This is a genomic window from Caldicoprobacter guelmensis, assembly GCF_016908415.1.
Lineage (GTDB): Bacteria > Bacillota > Clostridia > Caldicoprobacterales > Caldicoprobacteraceae > Caldicoprobacter > Caldicoprobacter guelmensis.
The window spans coordinates 80,252-102,668 of the sequence record NZ_JAFBDW010000001.1 but is presented as its reverse complement, the minus strand read 5'-3'; the positions used below and the strand labels follow the sequence as shown (position 1 = coordinate 102,668).

General features: G+C 45.9%; 29 protein-coding genes. All 29 read right to left on the bottom strand.

Annotated features, from left to right (window positions below):
• Window positions 1-603: a hypothetical protein gene (locus JOD02_RS00555; protein WP_204485973.1), complete on the bottom strand. Its 603-nt coding sequence runs from the start codon at window positions 601-603 to the stop codon at window positions 1-3.
• Entirely contained in the window at window positions 600-1,268 is a 669-nt protein-coding gene (gene spoIIIAF, locus JOD02_RS00550; RefSeq protein ID WP_204485971.1) for a stage III sporulation protein AF, read from the bottom strand. Before spoIIIAF ends, JOD02_RS00555 begins: the two co-directional genes overlap by 4 nt.
• Before the next feature lie 62 nt (window positions 1,269-1,330).
• Window positions 1,331-2,518, bottom strand: coding sequence for a stage III sporulation protein AE (spoIIIAE, locus tag JOD02_RS00545; protein ID WP_204485969.1), 1,188 nt, complete (start codon window positions 2,516-2,518; stop codon window positions 1,331-1,333).
• Window positions 2,519-2,531: 13 nt separating this feature from the next.
• On the bottom strand, window positions 2,532-2,924 hold the full coding sequence (gene spoIIIAD / locus JOD02_RS00540) for a stage III sporulation protein AD (RefSeq protein ID WP_204485967.1): 393 nt from the start codon (window positions 2,922-2,924) through the stop codon (window positions 2,532-2,534).
• 12 nt (window positions 2,925-2,936) lie between these two features.
• Window positions 2,937-3,134: a stage III sporulation protein AC gene (gene spoIIIAC / locus JOD02_RS00535; RefSeq protein WP_204485965.1), complete on the bottom strand. Its 198-nt coding sequence runs from the start codon at window positions 3,132-3,134 to the stop codon at window positions 2,937-2,939.
• Window positions 3,135-3,154: 20 nt separating this feature from the next.
• The gene (locus JOD02_RS00530) at window positions 3,155-3,679 is read right to left on the bottom strand and encodes a hypothetical protein (RefSeq protein ID WP_204485963.1); all 525 of its coding nucleotides are present in this window, start codon (window positions 3,677-3,679) and stop codon (window positions 3,155-3,157) included.
• 20 nt (window positions 3,680-3,699) lie between these two features.
• Entirely contained in the window at window positions 3,700-4,692 is a 993-nt protein-coding gene (gene spoIIIAA, locus JOD02_RS00525) for a stage III sporulation protein AA (protein ID WP_204485962.1), read from the bottom strand.
• Window positions 4,693-4,799: 107 nt separating this feature from the next.
• A complete protein-coding gene (locus JOD02_RS00520; protein ID WP_204485960.1) occupies window positions 4,800-5,204 on the bottom strand; it encodes a CD1247 N-terminal domain-containing protein in 405 nt (134 codons plus the stop codon).
• Between the two features lie 73 nt (window positions 5,205-5,277).
• Window positions 5,278-5,835, bottom strand: coding sequence for an elongation factor P (gene efp / locus JOD02_RS00515; protein WP_204486594.1), 558 nt, complete (start codon window positions 5,833-5,835; stop codon window positions 5,278-5,280).
• A 24-nt stretch (window positions 5,836-5,859) separates the two neighbouring features.
• Window positions 5,860-6,276, bottom strand: coding sequence for an aminopeptidase P family N-terminal domain-containing protein (locus tag JOD02_RS00510; RefSeq protein ID WP_204485958.1), 417 nt, complete (start codon window positions 6,274-6,276; stop codon window positions 5,860-5,862).
• Between the two features lie 42 nt (window positions 6,277-6,318).
• Entirely contained in the window at window positions 6,319-6,759 is a 441-nt protein-coding gene (gene aroQ, locus JOD02_RS00505) for a type II 3-dehydroquinate dehydratase (RefSeq protein ID WP_204485956.1), read from the bottom strand.
• 50 nt (window positions 6,760-6,809) lie between these two features.
• Window positions 6,810-7,700: a TIM barrel protein gene (locus JOD02_RS00500; protein WP_204485954.1), complete on the bottom strand. Its 891-nt coding sequence runs from the start codon at window positions 7,698-7,700 to the stop codon at window positions 6,810-6,812.
• Complete coding sequence (locus tag JOD02_RS00495) at window positions 7,684-8,223, bottom strand: shikimate kinase (RefSeq protein ID WP_204485953.1); 540 nt, start codon at window positions 8,221-8,223, stop codon at window positions 7,684-7,686. Before JOD02_RS00495 ends, JOD02_RS00500 begins: the two co-directional genes overlap by 17 nt.
• Window positions 8,213-8,533 carry a late competence development ComFB family protein gene (locus JOD02_RS00490; protein WP_243426248.1) on the bottom strand — a complete coding sequence of 107 codons (321 nt, stop codon included), beginning with the start codon at window positions 8,531-8,533 and terminating at the stop codon, window positions 8,213-8,215. Before JOD02_RS00490 ends, JOD02_RS00495 begins: the two co-directional genes overlap by 11 nt.
• A gap of 119 nt (window positions 8,534-8,652) precedes the next feature.
• Window positions 8,653-9,267, bottom strand: coding sequence for a hypothetical protein (locus tag JOD02_RS00485; RefSeq protein ID WP_204485951.1), 615 nt, complete (start codon window positions 9,265-9,267; stop codon window positions 8,653-8,655).
• 30 nt (window positions 9,268-9,297) lie between these two features.
• The gene (locus tag JOD02_RS00480; RefSeq protein WP_204485950.1) at window positions 9,298-9,822 is read right to left on the bottom strand and encodes a PilN domain-containing protein; all 525 of its coding nucleotides are present in this window, start codon (window positions 9,820-9,822) and stop codon (window positions 9,298-9,300) included.
• A 7-nt stretch (window positions 9,823-9,829) separates the two neighbouring features.
• Window positions 9,830-10,753 carry a type IV pilus biogenesis protein PilM gene (pilM, locus tag JOD02_RS00475; RefSeq protein WP_204485948.1) on the bottom strand — a complete coding sequence of 308 codons (924 nt, stop codon included), beginning with the start codon at window positions 10,751-10,753 and terminating at the stop codon, window positions 9,830-9,832.
• Window positions 10,754-10,783: 30 nt separating this feature from the next.
• The gene (locus tag JOD02_RS00470; protein WP_204485946.1) at window positions 10,784-11,935 is read right to left on the bottom strand and encodes a pilus assembly PilX N-terminal domain-containing protein; all 1,152 of its coding nucleotides are present in this window, start codon (window positions 11,933-11,935) and stop codon (window positions 10,784-10,786) included.
• A gap of 92 nt (window positions 11,936-12,027) precedes the next feature.
• Window positions 12,028-12,489, bottom strand: a complete 462-nt coding sequence (locus JOD02_RS00465; protein WP_204485944.1) for a PilW family protein — start codon at window positions 12,487-12,489, stop codon at window positions 12,028-12,030.
• A 41-nt stretch (window positions 12,490-12,530) separates the two neighbouring features.
• Entirely contained in the window at window positions 12,531-13,280 is a 750-nt protein-coding gene (locus tag JOD02_RS00460) for a type IV pilus modification PilV family protein (RefSeq protein ID WP_204485942.1), read from the bottom strand.
• Window positions 13,277-13,735: a prepilin-type N-terminal cleavage/methylation domain-containing protein gene (locus tag JOD02_RS00455; RefSeq protein ID WP_204485940.1), complete on the bottom strand. Its 459-nt coding sequence runs from the start codon at window positions 13,733-13,735 to the stop codon at window positions 13,277-13,279. The genes JOD02_RS00460 and JOD02_RS00455 overlap by 4 nt, the downstream gene beginning before the upstream one ends.
• Window positions 13,736-13,739: 4 nt before the next feature.
• Complete coding sequence (locus JOD02_RS00450; RefSeq protein WP_204485938.1) at window positions 13,740-14,501, bottom strand: prepilin peptidase; 762 nt, start codon at window positions 14,499-14,501, stop codon at window positions 13,740-13,742.
• Window positions 14,502-14,771: 270 nt separating this feature from the next.
• Window positions 14,772-15,119, bottom strand: coding sequence for a prepilin-type N-terminal cleavage/methylation domain-containing protein (locus JOD02_RS00445; protein WP_204485937.1), 348 nt, complete (start codon window positions 15,117-15,119; stop codon window positions 14,772-14,774).
• 28 nt (window positions 15,120-15,147) lie between these two features.
• A complete protein-coding gene (locus JOD02_RS00440; RefSeq protein ID WP_204485935.1) occupies window positions 15,148-16,410 on the bottom strand; it encodes a type II secretion system F family protein in 1,263 nt (420 codons plus the stop codon).
• A complete protein-coding gene (locus tag JOD02_RS00435; RefSeq protein ID WP_204485933.1) occupies window positions 16,400-17,458 on the bottom strand; it encodes a type IV pilus twitching motility protein PilT in 1,059 nt (352 codons plus the stop codon). The genes JOD02_RS00440 and JOD02_RS00435 overlap by 11 nt, the downstream gene beginning before the upstream one ends.
• A gap of 50 nt (window positions 17,459-17,508) precedes the next feature.
• On the bottom strand, window positions 17,509-19,206 hold the full coding sequence (locus JOD02_RS00430; RefSeq protein ID WP_204485931.1) for a GspE/PulE family protein: 1,698 nt from the start codon (window positions 19,204-19,206) through the stop codon (window positions 17,509-17,511).
• A 97-nt stretch (window positions 19,207-19,303) separates the two neighbouring features.
• Window positions 19,304-20,158 (bottom strand): shikimate dehydrogenase, encoded by an 855-nt coding sequence (gene aroE, locus JOD02_RS00425; protein ID WP_204485929.1) that lies wholly within the window; start codon window positions 20,156-20,158, stop codon window positions 19,304-19,306.
• Between the two features lie 200 nt (window positions 20,159-20,358).
• The gene (gene sigK / locus JOD02_RS00420) at window positions 20,359-21,054 is read right to left on the bottom strand and encodes an RNA polymerase sporulation sigma factor SigK (RefSeq protein ID WP_207754201.1); all 696 of its coding nucleotides are present in this window, start codon (window positions 21,052-21,054) and stop codon (window positions 20,359-20,361) included.
• Window positions 21,055-21,175: 121 nt separating this feature from the next.
• On the bottom strand, window positions 21,176-22,402 hold the full coding sequence (locus JOD02_RS00415; RefSeq protein WP_204485927.1) for a peptidase U32 family protein: 1,227 nt from the start codon (window positions 22,400-22,402) through the stop codon (window positions 21,176-21,178).
• Between the last annotated feature and the right edge of the window lie 15 nt (window positions 22,403-22,417).

Sequence of the window (22,417 nt, the reverse complement as noted above, 5' to 3'; positions counted from 1 at the left end):
TCACTCCTTCATTTTATTTGTTTCCATTTCAAATACTTCAACCTGCTGGGGGCTAATCCCCAGGGCTGTCTGTACAGCTCTTATTAAGTCAAGCTTCACCCTTACATCCCTTGCACCCTCGGCTATGACTATTACCCCTTTGATCTCGGGTTCCATCTCTTTGATGACCAGCGGTTTGGCATTCCCGGCCTCACCGATCGTAACGGTCTGGCTATTCACATCCCGCTGGGACACCTTTCTCGTTCCCCCGCTGCTGTCCTGCTCCTCGGTCACCGTCTCCGACTGGGTGGTATTCATGGCGGTAACGATCTCCCGACTTGATTTATACGTAATCATCACCTCCACCCTTCCCACTCCTTTTATAGCTGAAAGCTTTTTCTGCAGCTTAAGCTCCTGCTGATCCTCGTATGTATCCTGCCCCACCCACTGTACTCCTTTGCTGGTTCCCTTGTCAGTATCCGGCACAGGAGGAGATGCCTTATCCATGCTTGATGCGTATACGCTCACCACAACCGCCACAAACAGCAAAACAATTATTATCTCTGCGTTTTTTAAATTTTTGAACCTTTCTAGCACGTTTTTCAGAAAAACTGGTTGTTTCATGGTTCCTCTCCTCCCTGAGCCTTTTGTTCATTGCCGCCTGGAATGCTAAAGCGCACCTCTATCCTGTTCTGGTCAATGCCATATACGCTGGATAAAAACGCCTTTATCTCTTGCTCATCTTTTGAAGGCTTACTGGTTTTATCAGAAGATGAAGCCCTCGCGTCTACCTTGATGCGTACAGGCTGAATACGGCTGCTTGCAGGAGTACCTATATCTACATACACCTTTAGAATATTGGGCAATTGGGTTCCATCGCGAACTATTTCACCCATTTCAACATCGACTCTCACGTCTTCATAGCCCTTAAACTGTTTGATCTGCTGTTCCATGTGCGACTTTATGTTTTCCGCAAAATACTTTCTTATCTCACTATCCTGCTTGCCTTTCAGCCATTGTACCTGATAGCTCATATTGGCAAAATCCACGGTTGCAAAGGCCTGTGTGGTATACCTCTCTAAATTAGGTAACTGCCCGAACAGCTGGAAAATGGGCTTTAACATGGCGCTCAATAACACTATGCTAATCAAAAATCTGACATACCTCTTCATGTTTCCACTTGGAAGCATTAAATCTATCAGCACGCCCATTATGCTAATCACAGCTAAATTGACCAGCCACCTGCCAATTGAAGGGTTCACACCGCGCCTCACCTCCTTGATAATCATGCCTCCCTACTTTAGGCGTGGTATCAAATTGCTATTATAAAAGCGAGCCCTATATAATACGGTTACCTCATCATGGTAGCAGCATTTCCAATCCCTATGACCAAGGTTATTACCAGAAAAAAGACGATGGCCATGCCGGTTACCGTCACTGCAATTATAACCATGATGTTACCAATATCGTTGAGACAATCCGCAATGCGCTTGTCCGTGACCGGCTCCAGAATCGCGCTGGCAAACTTATATATAGCCATAATGCACAGTATCTTAAGCACCGGATACAGGCATATGAAGGCCACCACCAGCAAACCCAAAATCCCCACAGCGTTTTTTATAAGCAGCGAACACCCGACCACCATATCCACAGCCTGGGCAAACATCTTGCCTACCACTGGTACAAAGGCGTCTACAGCAAATTTGGCCGTCCTTATGGATACTCCATCGATGGAGGCTGCCATTGCTCCTTGAACGGTGAGAACGGCTACAAATACGGTGAATAATATTCCCAATGTCCATTCGCATACATTTTTAAGCAGCGAGCTCAAGCGATTGAGCTGGACCTTATCGCTTATGTGGTTTATCATGATTACAACCGATGAAGCCAGTATCAAAGGAAACACCACATGCTCAAGAGCTGTACCCATGAACCCTGCCAATAAACCGATGGTGGGATTTAGAATGGTAGAAGAAGTTATACCCCCTACCGAGACCAGCAGTATCAACAGGACGGGGAAAAAGCTCTGAGTGAAGGATGTCATGGCGTCCACTGCTTTTCTGCCGGCTTCTAAAGCCAACATGACGCTGTGTATAACTATTAACGTCACCACCATATAACACGCAAAATAGGCTACTTCGGCTGCCGAAACGCTCTCAAACGAGTCCTGCATGTTTCTCAATACCCCGCATATTATGGCCAAAGCCATTATTCTGGCCATTAAACCCAAGTTTGCCACCATTTCTCTTGAAAAGATGCTTATTATATGAACCCATAAGTCCTTGAAATCCAAGGTTAACTTACCTGTCAATATTTTCTTTATGACATCCCGTGCATTCCCCTCTTGAAAGGCCGGGTTCCCCTGCTGCCTAATGCCTTCTATGAACTCATCCCAGCTCTCCACATTTATTCCTTCCAGTTGCTGATCTATAGCAAGCCTCATCTGTTCCCTTATATTTTCTTCGGTATAATCGGGTTGAGCAAATGCCGTCACTGGCAAGAACAATGAAAATAGCAAAATAACGCTTAAGGCTTTCATTTCTTAAATCTCCTCAAATAAGAACTTGCAGTATAACTTCGATCAACCCTACCAGGATAGGAATGGTCAGACTGAGTATCACGATCTTGCCACCCAGCTCTATTTTGGAGGCTATGGAATTCTCTCCTGCATCCTTGCACACCTGAGCACCAAATTCGGTGATATAAGCAATGCCCACGGCCTTCAGCACTACAGACAGATGTATCCAATCAAGATCGGCTCGCCGGGCCATGTCATTCAGCACCTCGATGATGGAGGCAATCCTCCCCATCACCATGAGCAGTATAATGACCCCTGCGGCGATTGCTACAAACAAACCGGCTTCGGGCCTGTGTTGCTTTAAGACCAAGGCCAAAATAGCTGCGATTACCCCTAACCCCACAAGCTGCAAAACATCTGCGTCCATATCCTGCACTCCTCAGTAAAGCTGGAATATGCTCTTGACGTTGTTGAACAGCCTGTTGATCATGTCTATCACCATTAAGAGAACCACCACTATGCCTGCCAATGTAACCATCATGGATATCTCTTCCCGGCCTGCCCTGTTAAGCACATGGTTGAGCACCGAGATCAAAATGCCTATAGCCGCTATTTTGAAAATTATATCCACGCTCATCGCAGCACACGCCCCTTCCGTTATAGCAGTATAATTGCCAGAGCCAATCCACCCAGCACTCCCAAATTCCTGTACATAGTCTGGTATTTAGAGCAGGCCTCTTCCGCCTTTTGTTCTTGGTTCTTAAGCTGGCCTTGGATTATTTGAAAATATCTTTGCTGGCTTTCCCTATCGCTTATCCCCACTACCTTACCAAATGTCAAAAGAATTTGCGTATCCTCAGCCGTGATATGTAGGTGTTTTTTCCAGCCTTTCAAAGCCTTTTCCCACGCCTCGGCGGCCGTGTCGCCACTCCTGCTCTGTAACCTATGCCCGAACTCTTGTAAAAATTCCTTTACCCCTCCACTTGTAAGATGAACTACTTTTTCGATTGCTTCGGGCAAAAAAGTAGCATAGCTTATGACCTCGCTCTCTAGATGAGCAAAGGCCATCCTAAGCATTCTGAGCTCCTTTACCCTCAACGCATATGCATTTGCGGCCTGCAACCCCAAAAGCGAACAGCACGCCACTATGGCCACACTGGATAATATCTTGACAAATGCCATAGACCAGTTACCTCCCACCCTTACCGGATTGGCCTTTCCAGCAAGTTATCTAAAGTATAGCCATCATATATCTTTTCGACCGTACCCACTCCCAGAGAATTCCCCAACACAACGATCCTCTGGAATATCTTTTTGTCCAAAATTTTAGAGAGGATGGGTCGGCATCGTGCATCCCCTATATCTCTGCTGTGAGCGGTCGTGATTATCTTCACGCCAGCATTGAGCGCCTCCTCGATCGCCTCCACATCCTCAGCTTTGCCAATCTCATCGGTTATGACCACAGCAGGAGACATGGAGCGGATGAGCATCATGATCCCCTCGGCTTTGGGGCATGCATCCAGGATATCGGTCTGCATACCTACATCATTCTGAGGTACGCCCTGGAAGCATCCGGCTATTTCAGAGCGCTCGTCCACAATCCCCACTTTTGTACCTCTAAAACCAGGGAAACCATTGCTGAGCTGCCTGGCGATATCCCGGATTAAAGTGGTTTTCCCCATTTGAGGCGGAGACAACACTATGGTATGGTAAACCTCTGCTCCCGAAACCAGGTAGGGCATGACCTTATCAGCAACCCCAACAATTTCTCTGGATATGCGAAAGTTGAAACAATTGATATATTTTAGCGTCTTAACCTTTCCTCCTTCCAGTACGGCTTTGCCTGCCAGGCCCACACGATATCCACCCCTTAAAGTTATGTATCCATTGCGCAATTCGTCCTCTACTGCATATATAGAATAGTTGGATATGCGCTCAAGTATGTTCTGAACATCCTTACGGGTAGGACAATAGGCCCTTTCAGGCGAAGGCAACAGCTTACCATCGGCATCTAAATAATAGCTTTTGCCGCGGCCATGTATGACAACAGGACGCTCCTGGCGTATCCGAATCTCCTCCAATCCATCAGCTACATCTTGAGGGATACCGTCAATCATCCTTTGAAGGTTCTCTGGCAAAACGTCCAGTATTACCCTTTTCCACAAAGCTCCAGAACACCCCGATGAGCACTGCATAAACAACTCGTCCTCCCTTTTCAATAAATATCTATGTCAGGCGGGCAAAGAATATCACCAAAAATAAAAAAAGCCGGTGCCAAATACACCGGCTTGCGCCTGGCAGTTCATTCTCCGCCTTCTTCTTCGGAGTCCTCCTCCCCTTCCTCATATATCGGCTGCTTACAGTTGGGACAGATGATGTCATCCTCTTCCTCAAACATCTGCTCGTCGAAATACACGGTTTCGTGACAGTGAGGACAGGTCACTTCTACATAGTTGGTCTCATCATCATCCTCATCTTCTCCGTATATCTCGTTTTGCAGCTCTGACAAATCTTCATCGAGCGCATCGAGGTAATCGTCCTGCTCTGCCTGAGAATTCTCTAGCACCTCTAAGGCATCTACCACATCATCAAGCAATTCAATGATGTTTGTAAGTATCTTGGCTTCTTTTGTGTCTTCCTTTTGCAGCCCTAACCCTTCTGCCAACCCTTTGATGTATGACATCTTTTCTCTTAGATTATTGTTCATTCGATTTCCTCCTTTTTAATTGGATATGACTATCCCGGCCTCAAACGCATGATTTCATTTTATACTATACCCCTCAAACCCTCTCTATATACTCGTCGTTTCTGGTATCGATTCGGATCACGTCTCCCACGTTGACAAACAGCGGAACTTGAATGACGGCCCCTGTTTCCAAAGTTGCCGGTTTGCTGCCGCCAGTCACCGTATCTCCCCTGACGCCCGGCTCGGTATCGATGACCTTAAGCTCCACAAAGTTTGGCGGCTCCACTGTAAAAGGCACTCCTTTGTAGAACTTGATGGTCACATTCATGTTTTCCTTTATATACTTCATGGCATCTTCTACCTGGTCCTTGTTCAAAGGAATCTGCTCATATGTTTCAGTGTCCATAAAATAATATAGGTTGCCATCGTTGTACAAATACTGCATCTCTTTGGTCTCTATGTGAGCCCTGGGCACTCTTTCAGTAGGGTTGAAAGTGCGCTCAAGCACGTTGCCCGTCACTATGTTTTTAATCTTTGTGCGCACAAACGCCGCACCCTTACCCGGCTTTACATGCTGGAAATCCACAATGGTATAAACCTGACCATCAAGCTCGATGGTCACGCCTTTTCTAAAATCGCCTGCTGCAATCATTTCCATAATCACCACATCCCTTCCTTAAAGAATATTTTTTCGAGCGATAAAATCATCACCCGGTATGAGCTCCACTCCATTTAATGACTCCTTCAACAATCTGTATTCTTCTTTATTAATATGCTTTTCTTCGAACCATATACTATGAACTCCCAATTTGCTGCACAATTCTGAAAGAAACCCGACAGCTTCATTCCACGACGCATTGATGACTTTAAACCCTGAACATTTTTCGGTACACTGTTGGACACCATCAGAATCGGTGACGATGAGATAACGCACCAACGGATGGACGAAAAGCACCGCACCCTTTCCCCTAAAGCCGGAATAGTACTCCACATCCTCAGGGTTGGTGATCAGGGCTGCATTGATACCTCCGTCATGGTTCTCCATTCGGTCCAGCAACCTGCCCACCGGCGTCTTCATCATATGCGAGCGCAAAAAACTCTTTCAGAGGGAGAGAAACGCGCTCTTCCCCCCTTTCTAGCTTTTTTTCTCAAAATACCTCGCGAAATAATCCAGAGCCAACAGATAGCCTTCAATGCCCAAACCGCTGATCTGCCCTATACATACCGGCGCTATAACCGAGTGCCGGCGAAACTCTTCCCTGGCATATATGTTGGAGATATGTACCTCTATGACGGGCAGCTTTACGGCAGCCACAGCATCGCGTATGGCATAGCTGTAATGGGTATACGCACCCGCGTTGAGGATGACACCATCATATCTGCCCATGGCATTATGGAGGGCATCTATGATGTCCCCTTCGCTGTTGGATTGCAGGTGGTCCACCAAAATCCCCATTTCACTGCCGTGGTCCTTTAGCATGTCAACCAGGCGGCCTAGGCCAGTATTGCCATATACCGAGGGCTCCCGTTGGCCTAAAAGGTTCAAATTTGGGCCGTTTATCACCAAAACCTTCATATTCTTGTGCGCACACCTGCCCACACCAAAAATTCCACTTCAATATATTATCACAAAATACCAGCATTGAATAGATGGATTTTTTGAAGTGTAATCTCTTTAAGCCGCACAGCATCTTCCGCCATTGTGCCCCTGGACTCACATATTATTATAGGTTTTAAATCAAGCGACGCCAACACCTCGGCCAGCGGCTCAAATTCAGGACCATACTGGGTATCCTTCAAAGTCCAGTGCCTTTTCTCTCCGCCAGCCGAATACTCTATTCTGCTGAAATGGCAGTGGAAGTACCTGGCCCTGTCCTCGCCCAAAACCTCTTTTACCCTGTTTATGATGCACAGGTAGTCTTCTTGCGACTTAATGCTTCCCCCTCCCATGGCATTTATGTGGCCAAAATCCAGAGTGGGTATAAGGGACTCATGGAGCAGACACATCTCAAGCACCTCATCGACAGTCCCCAGCTGGTTTACCTTACCCATGGTCTCGGGACAAAGGTGTATCCCTTCCTCTATAAAGTCTCTGGCCTCTTCAAGGATCTCCTTCAAAAAATCAAGGGCTATCTCTAAAGCTGTACGCCTGTCCATTTGGGAACACGAACCGGGGTGGAACACCACCCGCTTTGCGCCCATCCACCTGGCTACTTTAAGGGAATCCATTATGTGCCGCTTAGTTTTAGCTCTTTTATCCTCATCTTTGGTCACCAAATTTATGTAATAAGGCGCATGTACGCTTAGGACTATATCCCACTTGCGCGCCTCTTCTCCGATAGCCCTGGCAGTATCTTCACCGATGTTCACGCCATGGGTACAGGTGTATTCATAGGCGGTAAGCCCCATGCCATGAAGCCACCTGGGCATGTCCACGCTGGATTTGTAACCCTGCTGGTAAAACGAATCGGAATTCCCAGCCGGGCCAAACCTTATAACGTCATTTTTTATCGCCATCTCCTCCCTCCACCTCTAGCATAGCGATAATCTCATCTGCCACCTCTTTTGGCGATTTGCCGTCCACACGCACCACAAAATGTGCTTTGTAATATACAGGGCGTCTCATCTCAAGCAAAGCCCTCATCTTCTCCCTTGGATTCTCAGAGTAAAGCATGGGTCGGTCCTTGCAAGATTTAAGCCTTTCCCACAGGGTCTCCTCGCTTGCATCCAGGGCAACTACGCACCCATTTTCCATCAAAAATGAAAAATTGGCGGGATCCATCACAGCCCCACCACCGGTTGCAAGGACAATGCCGGAATGGATAAAAATCCGTCGGATAGCCTGCCTTTCCAGCTGACGGAAATATCCTTCTCCATATCTTGAGAAGATCTCAGGTATCGAAAGCCCCGTCTCCTCCTCAATAACCTGGTCAGCGTCAACAAAACGATACCCCAGGCGCTGCGCCAGCAGCTTGCCCACCGTGGTCTTGCCTACCCCCATAAATCCGATCAATATGATGTTATTGTATTTATTCCTCATCTTTTGCCCCTTGCAACTGCATCCCATCATGGCGAGGATTTTTCTTTACCACCTCAATGGCCTTAAGGATAGCAATGATGACGTCGGTCTCAAACTGCCGCTGCAGCTCAAGCAGCTTGGAATACACTTCCCCTTCATGAGTAACCACATACTTGCAGGGAAGCTGATTCAGCGCATAAGCGGCAATATCCATACGGCAACGCTGGCACCTGCAACAGTCCGTGCTAGCAAGTATATCATCCAAACGATGAAACACCACGTCTTCCATGTAATTTTTAGGCCTCATGTTCTCTTTCAAATTCATCGCCATAGCCTCAATCTCCTTCAAAACAGTTTGGCTGGAACAATTATACTACAAATTTGTTTTAATTGACCATATGTAATATAAATAAAAGCCCTTATTAGATTTACCTCCCCAGAAAAGCCTCATCATTGACCGGGAAATTGAAAGGGATTGCCTCTGCCGTACTTACCCTCATCAACAAATGGATATTTCAACTTTTCACGAGCAGGCTCAGGTTTAAAATAGAATCTAAGGGACATGTTTACGCTAACAGCGCTTCCTCCCTCAAGCACTTGTACATTCAAAGCCTGAATATGGTTTTTATAAGGAGACTTTTCAAGCTGCACCAGTATATCTTTAAAGTCATCATAGCTGGCAGTAAATGTTACGTTTACGGGCATCACACAAAAATCGGTATGCTGCTCCATATCTCCAAACTCTATTTGCTCCCTTTTTGAACGGGTTGAAAAAATTCCATATAAATGTACTACCAGACCTGGGTGGTCATCAAGCCATTGTAAGCTTTCCAGCGTTTCTGATACTTTTGTTGAAAGCTCTTGGTACTCGTGCTGTAGATTTGTTAGCTGCTCCTTCTTTGATTTGATGAGCATAGGAAGGTCCTCAGCCTCCTTCACCTGCACCGACATTGCCTCTATGTCCTTCACCACTGGTTGGTAAAAATATACATAATAAACTGATATAATCAATATTGCCACAAAAATTATGATGAATATCTTTTCGCGATTGGTAAGCTGTGTCAATCAAACCACCCTTCTGCCACTTCTTTCTATTTAATCTAACGAATTGAGCTTACAGGTTATTAGAAACACCTGCCCGCCTTGATCGCCATAAATTCTCTTCAGGCTTATATTTGAAAACAGACCCGTTCCTCCAAGTAAAACCATAAATCGCGCAATTTCAATATCGTCCGATGCGATGCCTTCCAGCACCACAGCGTCTCCGTTGTATGAAAGGCTGCGCAAGGCTATCCCTTGAGGTATTACCTGTTCAATCAGCGCAAATGTCCGGCTCCACCTCTGTCCGGATATCAAGGGGGTAATACCACTGGCCTTTTGCTTCAGCTCTTCCACTCGCTTTGAAAGTTCCTCGTATTTCTTTTCCAGTGACTCATATTCGCCGTTTACCTGCGAAAAATTGGACACCATGAGCGCCAATTCACGTTTTTCCTTTAAGGGTACAAAAATACCAATATATGAAAATAGAACGACAGCCAAAGCTACTGCCAACAGAGATGATGCTACTTTTGCGGTTTTTTGGGGACGATAAAAATCCTTAAGCAAATTTATATCGTTCATGATAACATCAGTCCTCTCTTATAGCAGCACCTAGACACTTAAAATAAATTCCCACCGGGAAAGCTTGGTCATCATCATGTTCTATCCTTAGTATCGAAGGCGTCACCTTCTTCACTTCCGTACCCGTCTGCAACTCCAAGTACTGACACAAATCCGTGGCAAGGCTGCCACCTCCGACTACCCACACCTTCTCTATGCGCCAGGTGTAGCTTCGACTGTAATAATAATCCATCACCTGGGTCAAGATGGCGGCCACAGCATCAAAATTATCGTCTTCCCAGCTTTTGTCTACCGTCCTTATGACAAAAGGCGTACCGTTCTCAAACACGCATATGGTCAATGTGCTGTATCCGTAATCCATGATGCACACTCCGCGACTTTTCGATATATCCTCTATCTCACTTAAAAGCTTTGCCGCCTTCAAATAGGCATTTACGTTGATATCGACATATTCTGGCCTTAATCCGGCTTTCTTGATAATCCGCAGGTGCTTTGCTATGAGCTCAAGTGGAGCCGCTACACCCAGCACGCGCAGCACCGTCCTGCCCTCGTCCTCTTCCCTTCCTAATATCCTGTAAGTTATGGAGTATTTATCGGGGTCTATCGAAAAATACTCTGCCATCTCGAACTTTACGTTCTCCCTTATCTCTTCATCCTTCATCTCAGGAAGCCGTATATCCCTGAAAATGATGGATAGGTCAGAAAGGCACACAGCTACCCTTTTGGTAGTAAAACCGTTATGCCTATAGCATTCCCTTATTGCCCTGGCCACTTCTCCTTCATCTACCGTGACCATCTCTTGCCCTATTTTGGGAGTCTCAATCAAACCCCATCTGGATATTTTGATCCCATCTTCATATGATAGCTGCAACATTTTTATAAAACCTGAACCGATATCTATACCCATGAGGCTGTTAGCAATTTTTTTCATGATATATTCTCCTTTTTTTTAATCGAAATTTCATAATTCGTTGTACGAGATGATATCAAATCCGTATCCTATTGACCCAGTGCCAACACCACCTATGGTGATGGGGTTTGCTTCATCGTATACCTTGTTAAAAACGATATTACCATTTCCCGTAATTTCAATCTCCTTAACTACAACACTTCCTCTTATGTCGACCTGCCCAGACACGTTAAAAGTCAATTTTGGAGCATACAAGCCCCCGTAAAAATCAAACTTGCTTTTAGCACCGCCAATAGTCTCTCCATCATAGAATACAATCAACTCATTAGGGTCACCGCCTTTGTTAAGGCCTCCATCCATTACAAAAGTGTTCTTGATGTATAAAATCAATCTTCCTTCACCCTGCAGTTTTATGTTTGCTCCATTTTCTATTTCAAGTGTATCAGTATAAACAATTGTATCTCCGTCAAGTTGAATGGTCAATGTTTTACCCTTATCTACTATTATTCTTGAGTATCTTATATTGCCAGGAACAGCGATAGTTAGGTTTTGATTTACAATCAGTGATTCATCTGGTTTTTCAAAAGAAGGAAATATAATGTTCGGCAAAACCAGGCCGCAATTCGTTTCAACATTACCACTATGATTTGAAACTCTTACATCTCCACTGGTACCATTCGTCCCTATATTGCCCTCTATACGAGATGCGTTTGATTTTTGGTTAATTTTACCATCAACAAATATCACATAACTAAAAAGTTCAGCAAGCGACGCTGTATCCCCCATCGTTGATGTATATCTTATACTTACCTTGCTCTCCACCGTACGCTTTATGTTACCCACGCTTCCCACCGACACTATTTTGTACTCCTGAAAGTCATTGCCAAGAGTCACTCTGCTAGTAGTTATCACAGCCTTGACAGGCTTATTATTAATCATATCTAAATTTAACGTGATGTTTTTTTGGATTCGCCCCCAGAAGTCATTGAAAAAAGCAGATGCATTTGTATAGCTTCCTGCCTGGCAAAGCCTGTCCATTTCGGCCTTCATGGCCTCCATCTGGTGACGAAGTCCAGCCTCGGCAGCATAAAAAGCCGCTTGATAGTCGTGCTCCGCCTGGTCCATTATATAATTGGAAGTTGTTACCGCTAAAAGCCCCGTCCCCAGCGTAAACACAATCATCAATATCAATACCGACAGCAAAAGGGCAGACCCCTTACTGTGAACATTGATAAGGTTACGAAGATATGATGAGACATTTTTTAGACTCAAGGTCAATCTCATACACCCCATTTCTAGCGCCTTAAGAGCACCTCAAACTCCACCTTGAAGTAATCATCCTCTCCCTCCTGCCCTCCAGCCAGCTCTACCTTAATTTGTTTTCCGTCTATAACGAAATCAAAATACGTTATGCCCTCTGCCAGCGGATTGGGAGTTGAAGTGGGATTAGCGCAGTCCAAATTGACCCGCAAAGTGCTCTCCTTTAAGTTAAAACATTCATTCCCTATCTTAAGCGTCTTAAGTCCGTTTACATACCTTTCCTCCACATCACCGGCACCAGCCGTAAGGAGCCTCTTCTGTATGTAAGAGGCGGCTGACCGCACGTTTTGCTGTACCTCCATCCTCCTGGTGGCCATGATATATGCCCTGAATCCCATAACATATATGGCATAGCCCACCCCCACCACTACCGCCAATAAAGCCACAGCTATCATGACCTCGACCAGGGTATATCCTCTTTTACCGATCTTACTCATAAATCCTTCCCTCTCAATTGTACAGCCACTTAACTCGCAGTTTAATTCTTGAGCTGGAGTATACCACTAAATGTGGCAGAAGGCTGCAGCTCGTCTTCTCTCTCGTAAACTCTAACCTGCACCTTTACGATGGAATAGTCCCGGTATGTATACCCACTGAAACGCTTTATCTCCACATTTGATCCGTTTACTAATATACGTGCAGCATTGTTGCCGGCGTCATACACCCATGCCCTGACAATACGGCCTGCTGCCGAGACGTTTATGGTGATATTTGCCGGGGATGAGTACTTCACACCGTTTATCAACACCATCACTTCTTTTTGATCCTGAGGCAGACTCCCTTCCAGCGCTTGATAACCAGGTGAGCTTATGGAATATCCGCTGCTATATATGGATATGCTCATACTGCGGCTTCCTGTAACGGCTGGTATTTGCAACGCACCACTGTTGTCCGGCGGTACAGCGTATATATTAGCAAATGCACCTTCCAGTATTATATAAAAGGTATGGCAGTCATCCTTGAAATATGGCTTTACTATCGTCTCCACGTATTTACCCATAAACTGCCGCCTTTCACCCCTACCTTCCTCAAAGGCCGTTGCAGCATCCATGCCCTGCAGTTCCTCCATCTTGCTCTGGGCCACAAAGGTTGAGGACAACACATTCTCTGCTTTTCTCGTATGCACCAATGAAAAGCCAAAGGCGGTGAGCAGAATCCCTGCCACCATGGCCACCAGGGCAGCGGCTATAAGGACCTCTATAAACGTCATGCCTTTATTTGAATTCAATTGATACTCACCCTTCCCGTACCCACCATAATAGTTATCTGCCTGGTTAGACCACCCTTTTTAAGAGTAATAGTACCAGTGGTGGATGGAGTGCCTGCAGGAGTGTATCTTAATACTCTCAAGTCACTGTACGAGCCTGTATAAGGGCTTTCAAGGCCGATTATTGAAATTGATATACCATCATTTAAATATTCCATCTTGTACGTCCCAGCTAAATTGGATCTTATCCGATAGTAATTCTCCTTTACGTTTATTTCAAAGAAATACGTCTCTCCTCTACATATGGCAAGCTGCTGAGTTAAACGTATATCCTGTGCTATCATATTAACGGCAGATTCCAATATGCTCTTGTCTGTAGGGGTTGCTGTACTGACAGAGATAAGAGAAATTAGTACACCCATTATGGCAATGACTACCAGAAGCTCTATAAGGGTGATGCCCCGGCTATTACTCATACCCTCATCCCCAGAACGTGTTTACATACCAGTACAACATACTTTCTCCCCAAATCATGGATATAACAGTTGAAAGAGCTATGAAGGGACCATAGGGGATGTAGTCCTCCCTGCTCTTTACTTTGAGCCCCAACAGCATGAGGGATACCATGCCGCCTATGTATACCGACAGAACAAGCGCCACGGCCGTTAAGCGCCAGCCCAAGCACCAGCCAATGGCCACCATCAGCTTTATATCTCCCCCGCCCATTCCTTCTCTGCGTAGGGCCAAAACTGAAATAACGGCAATAAGAGCAAGTGGCGCTCCTCCGACCAACATACCATACAGGCCGTCAACAAACCCTATCCCAATACCTGCCGCTTTGGCCGCAAGCCCAGCAGCCATAAGCGCCAGCACCAGGCCATTGGGAATTTCTTGATAGGAAAGGTCAATGAATGACACCACGATGAGGATGCAGACCATAAGGGCATAATACGCCCAGGTGAACGTTATACCGTAATACCTGTACAACAGCCAAATAAGGCAAGCGGAAAGCATCTCGACAACCGGGTATCGCCATGATATTGGCTGACCGCAGTACCTGCACCTGCCTTTAAGAAGGAAAAAGCTAATGAGAGGTATAAGGTCAACACCCTTAAGCCGGGCTCCACAGTAAGGGCACCGGGAGCCCGGAAAGGCCACCGACTCACCCCTAGGTATCCTGTATATGCACACATTGAGGAAACTGCCTATTACAAGGCCAAACATTATAACCACAAAATCCATGTTAACCTCTCAGTAAACTACCATCCACCTATAGAGTAGAGACTTAGCGAGAAGTTTGGTAGCACTTTATACTACCCTTATTCCCACAGAATAGAGTCTTCTTGCTGTAACTTGATAATTAAGAACATGGGTAACTGCTTTGGTGGGATACCGTTATCAATAGCTTTAAATTGATGGCAAACTAACTTCTATCATCCAAATATACATACTTTTGCAAGATAAGCTTTTGAAACAAACCCAAACTCAACAAGTACCGTGTATTATAAATTATTATTTTTTTTGAACCTTTACTTCTCCAGTGTTCTGATCAACAACAACCGTTATTTGTTCTTTGGCTTTCGCGTCAATTTCATTAGCATCAAGATACTTGGGACTTAAATCGTTTAGCAAGTTGTCTAAGCTGGTACTATCGGGATACTTTCCTTCTATAGTATAGTACAGTTTGATCGCATTGTTTATTACCTTTATATTTGCATTCACTACAGCTTCTTTGGCTTCATTTACACGACCTACCACATTGGGCACAATGAGCAATGTAAGTATTCCCAATATCGCCACTACCACCACAAGCTCAATTAGCGTAAACCCCTTCTTGTTTTTAACCAATTTTCTCACCACGTTTCTCCTCTCCTTTCATTTTAATTTTTTAGCCTACAAAGCTGGTCATCTCAAACATGGGCAGGGCTATGGAAAGAACGATAAATGCCACAATCCCCCCCAGCAGCACTATGACCATGGGCTCCAGCAGGGTGGTAAGCCTGGTGAGATTGGTCTCCAGCTCTCCTTCATAAAACTCTGCCGTTTTAAGCAGCATTTCATCCAGTGTACCCGATTCCTCCCCTATCCTGACCATCTGAATTAGCATGGGAGGAAACAGGTTAAGTTGCTCAAGCGGGGCCGATATGCCACCGCCTTTTCTTGCCGTCTCTTGCACGTATTGTAGACCTCTCTGGGCCACTTCATTACCAACCACTTTTTTGACTATCTCCAGAGCTGTAACAAGCGGTATCCCCGTCCTTAGCAGTATACCCAACGTTCCCGAAAAACGAGTTGATATGGACTGAACAACCACGGTTTTTACCATGGGTAACCTAAGCAAGAGCTTGTGCCACTTGTAGCGCCCCTCCCCCCTGGAGGTAGCTAAATAAAATCCAAAAGCCAGCATTATCAAAAACAGCAGTACAAAGATGCCGTACTTGAGCATGAAATCGCTTAAGTAGAGAAGCATGCGTGTAGGCAAGGGAAGCATTGCACCGCTGCGGCTGAATATGCTCACAAATGTGGGAACCACCACAGTCAAGAGGAAGTACACAACCGCAACTGCCACTACAAGCACTATAACAGGGTATGTCATTGAGTTCTTTACTTTTTGTATTAACTTGTGCTCCTTTTCATAGTGCTGTGCCAGGTTGCCTAGCACCTCATCCAGGGTACCGCTGGCTTCTCCAGCTTCCACCATACTTGTAAAGAGTTGGGGAAAATACTTGCCCCGTCCCGCCAGGCTCTCGCTCAAACTCCTCCCCGAACGCACTTCCGTGTACATCTCGGCAAATACACTTCGCAGTAGCCTGTTTGAAAGCTGTTTGGACAGTATATCAAGGCACTTTACTATCGGGATCCCCGCCTTCAGCATGGTGGAAAACTGCTTGCAAAGCACCGCCAAATCCCTTGAATTTATTTTACTTGAAATCTTGAGGTCTTTGATATCTCTGACCTGAATTACCTTTTCTACCTTGATAGGGTAATAATCCCTTTCCTTAAGAAGGCGGTAAACCTCCCTTCTGTTAGAAGCCTCCAGCGTCCCACTGGCTGTGGTACCCTGCATATTTTTGGCTAAATACCTGTACCTGGCAATATTGCATCCCCCCTTTCCTCTAACAACTGTTGACCTAGTGAAGTCATTGACCATTCATCAAAGCCTTCATGTGCTCTGTATCCACGGCATAAAGTAGAGCATCCTCCTTTGTTATGAGCCCCTTATTATAAAGCTCAAGCAGCGCCTGATCCATTGTCCTCATCCCTAGCCTGGCACCTGTCTGAATGACGTTGGTTATCTGATAGGTTTTTCCTTCACGGATCAGATTGCGTATTGCAGGCGTCACCACCATTACCTCGACGGCTGCCACCCTGCCAGGAATATCCCTTCGCGGGATGAGCTGCTGGCTGATCACCCCCTCAAGCACGGTAGATAGCTGAAACCTCACCTGCTGCTGCTGGTGAGGCGGAAAGACGTCTATGATCCTGTCGATGGTCTTGGCTGCCCCAATGGTGTGCAGTGTAGAAAGAACCAGATGCCCAGTTTCAGCAGCCGTAAGGGCTATGGAGATGGTCTCCAAATCCCGCATCTCGCCTATAAGGATGACGTCAGGGTCCTGACGTAAGGCCGCCCTCAAACCCGTCGCAAATGTCCTGGTGTCGCTTCCCACCTCTCGCTGGTTTACTATGCTCCTGTGGTGCCGGTGAAGATACTCTATAGGCTCCTCCAAGGTAATGACATGGGCTGCCCTTTCCATATTGATCTTGTTGACTATGGCGGCTAAAGTAGTGGATTTCCCGCTGCCGGTAGGCCCCGTCACCAGCACCAGTCCGCTCTTTTTATATGCAAACTCCTGCACCACCGGCGGCAACCCCAGCTCCTCAAACCCAGGAATCCTCAAATTCAACAACCTTATAGCCAGGCTGCAGCTACCCCTTTGTTTATACGCATTCACGCGAAACCTGTGAACCCCCGCTAGGGAGAGCGAGAAATCAATCTCTCCCCTTTCCTGAAAGGCCTTCCATTGCTCGTCGTCCAAAAGCGCCCTTGCAAATTGCTGAGTCTGGTCAGGGGTTAACGTCTCATCTGATATCGGCATGAGATTCCCATCTTTACGCACAGTAGGCGGCATGCCGGCAGATATATGAACGTCAGAACATTTGAGCTCAACCGCTTTTTTTAGTATCTCGTATATATCCATAGGTTCTGCAAGTTCCCCCTCATGCATTTCCTGGGCAATAGATATTCTCTTTATACATCCTGGCTGTAAGATACGCGTATGACCTCGTCAATGGTTGTCAAGCCCTTCATCACCAGCTTTATACACTCGTCCTTCAAAGTGCTCATACCCATCTTTATGGATAAATCCCTTATTTCATCAATGGAAGCCCTTTGGGCTATCATCTGGCGATGTTGCTTTGAAATTACCAGGATTTCGTGAACCGGCACACGACCTTTGTAACCGGTATAGTTGCAGGCGCTGCACCCCTTTCCCCTGTACAGCGTCACCCCTGCCAAAACCTCGAACCCCGGCGTAGCCAAGTGATGCGGCTCAATCTCATAAGGCACACGGCAATTGCTGCACACCTTCCTCAAAAGCCTCTGGGATATCACTCCCACCAGCGCTGCAGATATGAGATAGGGCTCTATCCCCATATCCATCAGTCGGGAGATAGCACTGACAGCGTCATTAGTATGTAGCGTGCTCAGCACCAGATGCCCTGTAATGGCCGAACGAATGGCGATCTCGGCGGTCTCGCCATCCCTGATCTCCCCCACCATGATTATGTCAGGGTCCTGGCGCACTATTGACCTCAAACCTGCAGCAAAGGTCAGCCCTGCTTTGGGATTCACCTGAATCTGGCTTATCCCCTCCATGCGGTATTCCACCGGGTCTTCTATGGTTATGATGTTGACCGACTCCCTGTTAAGCTCATTGAGCATAGCATAAAGGGTGGTCGATTTGCCGCTACCGGTAGGCCCTGTCACCAGTATGATTCCATGGGGATTTTTTAGCAGCTCATCAAATTTTTCAAGATTTTCCTGCGTAAACCCCAGCTTTTCTTTAGGAAGAAGAAAATTTGACTGGTCCAAAACCCTTATAACGACTTTTTCACCGTAGATGGTGGGTATGGTAGAAATGCGCAAATCTATATCCTTTCCAGAAACCTGCATGCCCACACGTCCGTCCTGTGGAAGCCTCTTTTCAGCAATGTCCATATTGCCCATGATCTTTATGCGTGTAACCAGAGCAGGGTGTACATACTTGGGTATATTGAGGGCTTTCTGCAACATCCCGTCAATCCTTAATCTGACCCGCGTCTCACCCTCCATAGGTTCAATGTGGATATCGCTAGCCCCCATGTTAATCGCCTGCTGGATTATGGAATTGACCAGCCTTACCACCGGAGCATTGCTGACGTCCTCGTCAAACGAACCGTTTTGTATATCCTGTGCCAGTTGCTCAAGCTTCGCTTCCTTTGTGTAATCCTGAACGGCTCTCTCGGCATACTCCATGCCGTACAGCCTGTGGATGGCATTCCTTATGGCCTCTCCAAACGATATGAGCGGTACCACATCCATTTTGGATACGCGCTTTACATCATCGATAGCCGCAAAATCCAGTGGGTCCTCCATTGCGATATAGAGCTTGCCATTTTCCAGCTTTATGGGGATAAGGGAATGCCTCTTCGCAAGCATGAAAGGAACGTATTCAGTGAGCTTGGGGTCCAGCGTGACCTTATTTAAATCCACAAATGGAATCCCTAGCTGTTCCTGAAGCACTTCGGCCATCTGGGATTCGGATATCAAGTTTTGGGAGATCAGTATCTCACCCAGCTTTTTACCTGTAGACTTTTGCAGTGCAAGCGCATCTTTGAGCTGCTCTTTAGTTATTATGCCTTTTTCAACCAGCAGCTCCCCCAGCCTTTTTTTCCTGTATACCCCCATAAACAGCTCCACCTGAATATAAAATATATAGTCTATCGGCCCTAAAAAATAGTAAAACTTTACTATTTTTATTCATTATATACTACCAAACGTCACTTTACAACAACGATTTATCTTTTTCGCTCAAGGTACGGATAGCCTCATCATAATCCACCTTCACGCCAGTCCAAATCTCAATTGCCTTTATTGCTTGACCTACAAGCATATCAAGACCGTTTATGGTAATACAGCCAGTTTGACGGGCCTTCTTTAAAAAAAGGGTTTCAAGGGGATTATAAATGATATCCACAACCGTCATATGGGGTAAAAACTCAAAATTCTCTATCGGCATAACATCAATATGAGGCCACATGCCTACTGGTGTAGTGTTAATTACCAAGTCTGGGTGTACGCAGTTTATATCTTCCCCAGCAACATATCCGAGAGAGGTACACGGAAAAAATCTTTCCAGATGTTCAATTAAGTCTAAGGCTTTCTCCTTGGTTCGGTTATATATATGCAGCTTCCTTATACCTTCTTTGAGAAGATAGACGCATATCGCCCTTGCCGAACCACCTGCACCCAGTACAAGCGCTGATTTGTCTTTGAGCTCTACTCCACGGCGTTTGATGGAATCCACAAAGCCCATTCCGTCTGTGTTGTAGCCTATTAGTTTTCCACCTTCTTGCTTTACGGTGTTCACCGCTCCAATAATTGCGGCCTCGGTATCCAGCGAATCCAAAAACCAAATAATCTTTTCCTTATGAGGAATGGTCACATTAAATCCCTTAAACCCCAGAATCTTCAGCGCCTCTACTGCCTTTCCAACATCGTCCGGGACAATATCAAATGCCAGATACACATAATCAAGCTTGTACTTTTCGTAAAGGCTGTTGTGCAGTTTGGGCGATAGCGAATGCTCTACCGGATGGCCTATAAGCCCTACTAGTTTCGTACGAGGAGATATGTTCATAAATTCCTCCTTTTGACAAAAATTTTTTCAAGAATTTTTAGAAACTTGGTACCTATAAACCTCTTTTTCGAGATAGATTCAACTATTTCAGCTTTAATCCGCAAACAATGGTTGTATCATTTTATGAGATATAAGTTTTTAAACATTTCAAACTTTTTCGAAATTTACATTTAATATTTAATAAAAAAATTAAATGGCTGTCAACTCGAATGACAGCCTTGAGCGCCAAATTCCTTGCTAAGCTTTGAGAGGGCCCTTTTTTCAATCCTTGAGACATACGACCTTGAAATGCCAAGCAGCTGAGCTATTTCTCTCTGTGTCCTGTGCTTTCCATTTAAAAGGCCATACCTCATTTCAATAACCATTCTCTCCCTCTTTTTGAGCACCGCACTCATCTTTTTATACAGATTGCGAACCTGAATTTTTAGCTCCACCTCATCCATCACTGAATCGGGGTCGGTCCCTAGGATATCCATAAGCGATATTTCATTGCCCTCTTTATCCATGCCTATGGGCTCCTGAAGCGAGACCTCTCCTTTGTTCTTTTTATCAGCCCGTATAGCCATAAGAATTTCGTTTTCTATGCACCGGGCTGCATAAGTAGCAAGCCGAGTATTTTTGCTCGAATCGAAAGAGGATATGGCTTTTATGAGCCCGATGGTACCTATCGAAATCAGGTCATCCACATCCTTACCCGTATTGCTGTACTTCTTTACAATATGGGCCACCAACCTGAGATTGTGCTCTATTAGAATATTTCTAGCATTTTCGTCTTTTTCTTCTATAAACTTTTTCAGATAATACTCCTCTTCTTCTGGGTTTAAAGGCCGAGGAAAGGAACCGCCGCCTGATATGTGGGATACCAGCAAATAAACATAGCGCAAAAGATAAAGCAGGCCGCCGATGAGGGATAGCACCACTCAACACCCCCTAAAGTGCAGTTAAAAGCCGTCACCTTATATAATATGTAACCGCAAAGGGGATTGTGCTTGTACCCCTACAGACGGCTTGGCCTTTTTACTCCTTCTTCCTCCTCAGCATGGAATACTTCTCCAACCTGTATGGCACAGGGATATACACCTTTTGCTGGGGGTGAGGCGCGCTATCCACAGGTTGCCCATCAACATCAAATATCTGCTCTATGGTAAAGCTTAACGGCTCTCCCTGCGGTCGGAGTATCTCGGCTTTATCTCCTCTTTTAAAGGGATTGCGCTGTTCAACCAGGGCCAATCCCCTTTGCTCATCATAATCCAAAATGAGCCCGATGAAATCGTATTCTCTGATATACTGGCTGCTTGAATACTCCTGGGCATCGGTAGACGGCTTGCTGAAATAAAAGCCGGTGGTAAAAGGGCGATGGCTGGCCTTTTTCACCTCTTCGAGGGCCCGTAAGTCAAACCGATAACCTTCCGGGTCGTTTTTGTACCTGTCCAGTTCATGGCGGTAAGCCTTCACGGTAACAGCCACATAATAGCTGCTCTTCATTCTACCCTCTATCTTAAAACCGTCAACCCCTGCTTCTACCAGCTGGCGAATATGGCCCAGCATGCACAGGTCCTTGGAGTTGAGTATATAGGCCCCTCTCTCATCCTCCATGATCGGTAAATACTCTCCTGGCCTTTTTTCTTCCATAAGATAATATTTCCAGCGACACGGATGGGCACACTCTCCCCTGTTGGAGTCCCTGCCGGCAAGATAATTGCTCAGCAGGCACCTGCCAGAGTAAGAGATGCACATGGCGCCGTGGACAAAAACTTCCAGCTCCAGGGTATCTGGGGTTTTATCCCTTATTGCTTTTATTTCATCCAGGCTGAGCTCCCTTGCCAGTATTATCCTCTTTACCCCCTGGTTATGCCAAAAAACAGCGCTTCTCCAGTTGGTGGTATTGGCCTGAGTACTCAAATGTATCTCCATTTCTGGCGCCGTATCCTTTATCAACGACAAGATCCCTGGGTCTGAGACTATTACCGCATCCACCCCTATATCAGAAAGAAAACGGACATAGTCCTCCAGCCCCTCCAGGTCCTCATTGTGGGCAAATATATTCAACGTCACATACACCCTACGCCCATGCCTATGGGCATATTCCACGCCTTCCCGCATTTCATCCCACTCAAAATTATCAGCAAGGGCCCTCAGGCTATACCTTTTGCCTCCTATGTATATTGCATCGGCACCATAGGCCACCGCGATTTTCAACCTTTCCAAATCGCCTGCCGGTGCCAAAAGTTCGGGTATTCTCATCCCAGCTTCATCCTT

Coding starts and splice junctions, on each gene's coding strand:
- JOD02_RS00455 (WP_204485940.1), bottom strand. CDS start 13,735: ATGAGTAATAGCCGGGGCATCACCCTTATAGAGCTTCTGGTAGTCATT.
- spoIIIAD (WP_204485967.1), bottom strand. CDS start 2,924: ATGGACGCAGATGTTTTGCAGCTTGTGGGGTTAGGGGTAATCGCAGCT.
- aroE (WP_204485929.1), bottom strand. CDS start 20,158: ATGAACATATCTCCTCGTACGAAACTAGTAGGGCTTATAGGCCATCCG.
- JOD02_RS00500 (WP_204485954.1), bottom strand. CDS start 7,700: ATGGCGATAAAAAATGACGTTATAAGGTTTGGCCCGGCTGGGAATTCC.
- aroQ (WP_204485956.1), bottom strand. CDS start 6,759: ATGAAGGTTTTGGTGATAAACGGCCCAAATTTGAACCTTTTAGGCCAA.
- spoIIIAE (WP_204485969.1), bottom strand. CDS start 2,518: ATGAAAGCCTTAAGCGTTATTTTGCTATTTTCATTGTTCTTGCCAGTG.
- JOD02_RS00440 (WP_204485935.1), bottom strand. CDS start 16,410: ATGGTCAATGACTTCACTAGGTCAACAGTTGTTAGAGGAAAGGGGGGA.
- spoIIIAC (WP_204485965.1), bottom strand. CDS start 3,134: ATGAGCGTGGATATAATTTTCAAAATAGCGGCTATAGGCATTTTGATC.
- spoIIIAA (WP_204485962.1), bottom strand. CDS start 4,692: ATGCAGTGCTCATCGGGGTGTTCTGGAGCTTTGTGGAAAAGGGTAATA.
- spoIIIAF (WP_204485971.1), bottom strand. CDS start 1,268: ATGATTATCAAGGAGGTGAGGCGCGGTGTGAACCCTTCAATTGGCAGG.
- JOD02_RS00520 (WP_204485960.1), bottom strand. CDS start 5,204: ATGAACAATAATCTAAGAGAAAAGATGTCATACATCAAAGGGTTGGCA.
- JOD02_RS00450 (WP_204485938.1), bottom strand. CDS start 14,501: ATGGATTTTGTGGTTATAATGTTTGGCCTTGTAATAGGCAGTTTCCTC.
- JOD02_RS00465 (WP_204485944.1), bottom strand. CDS start 12,489: ATGAGTAAGATCGGTAAAAGAGGATATACCCTGGTCGAGGTCATGATA.
- JOD02_RS00480 (WP_204485950.1), bottom strand. CDS start 9,822: ATGAACGATATAAATTTGCTTAAGGATTTTTATCGTCCCCAAAAAACC.
- JOD02_RS00490 (WP_243426248.1), bottom strand. CDS start 8,533: ATGGCGATGAATTTGAAAGAGAACATGAGGCCTAAAAATTACATGGAA.
- JOD02_RS00530 (WP_204485963.1), bottom strand. CDS start 3,679: ATGGCATTTGTCAAGATATTATCCAGTGTGGCCATAGTGGCGTGCTGT.
- JOD02_RS00415 (WP_204485927.1), bottom strand. CDS start 22,402: ATGAGAATACCCGAACTTTTGGCACCGGCAGGCGATTTGGAAAGGTTG.
- efp (WP_204486594.1), bottom strand. CDS start 5,835: ATGATTGCAGCAGGCGATTTTAGAAAAGGCGTGACCATCGAGCTTGAT.
- JOD02_RS00495 (WP_204485953.1), bottom strand. CDS start 8,223: ATGAGGAATAAATACAATAACATCATATTGATCGGATTTATGGGGGTA.
- JOD02_RS00555 (WP_204485973.1), bottom strand. CDS start 603: ATGAAACAACCAGTTTTTCTGAAAAACGTGCTAGAAAGGTTCAAAAAT.
- pilM (WP_204485948.1), bottom strand. CDS start 10,753: ATGAAAAAAATTGCTAACAGCCTCATGGGTATAGATATCGGTTCAGGT.
- JOD02_RS00430 (WP_204485931.1), bottom strand. CDS start 19,206: ATGGGGGTATACAGGAAAAAAAGGCTGGGGGAGCTGCTGGTTGAAAAA.
- JOD02_RS00435 (WP_204485933.1), bottom strand. CDS start 17,458: ATGGATATATACGAGATACTAAAAAAAGCGGTTGAGCTCAAATGTTCT.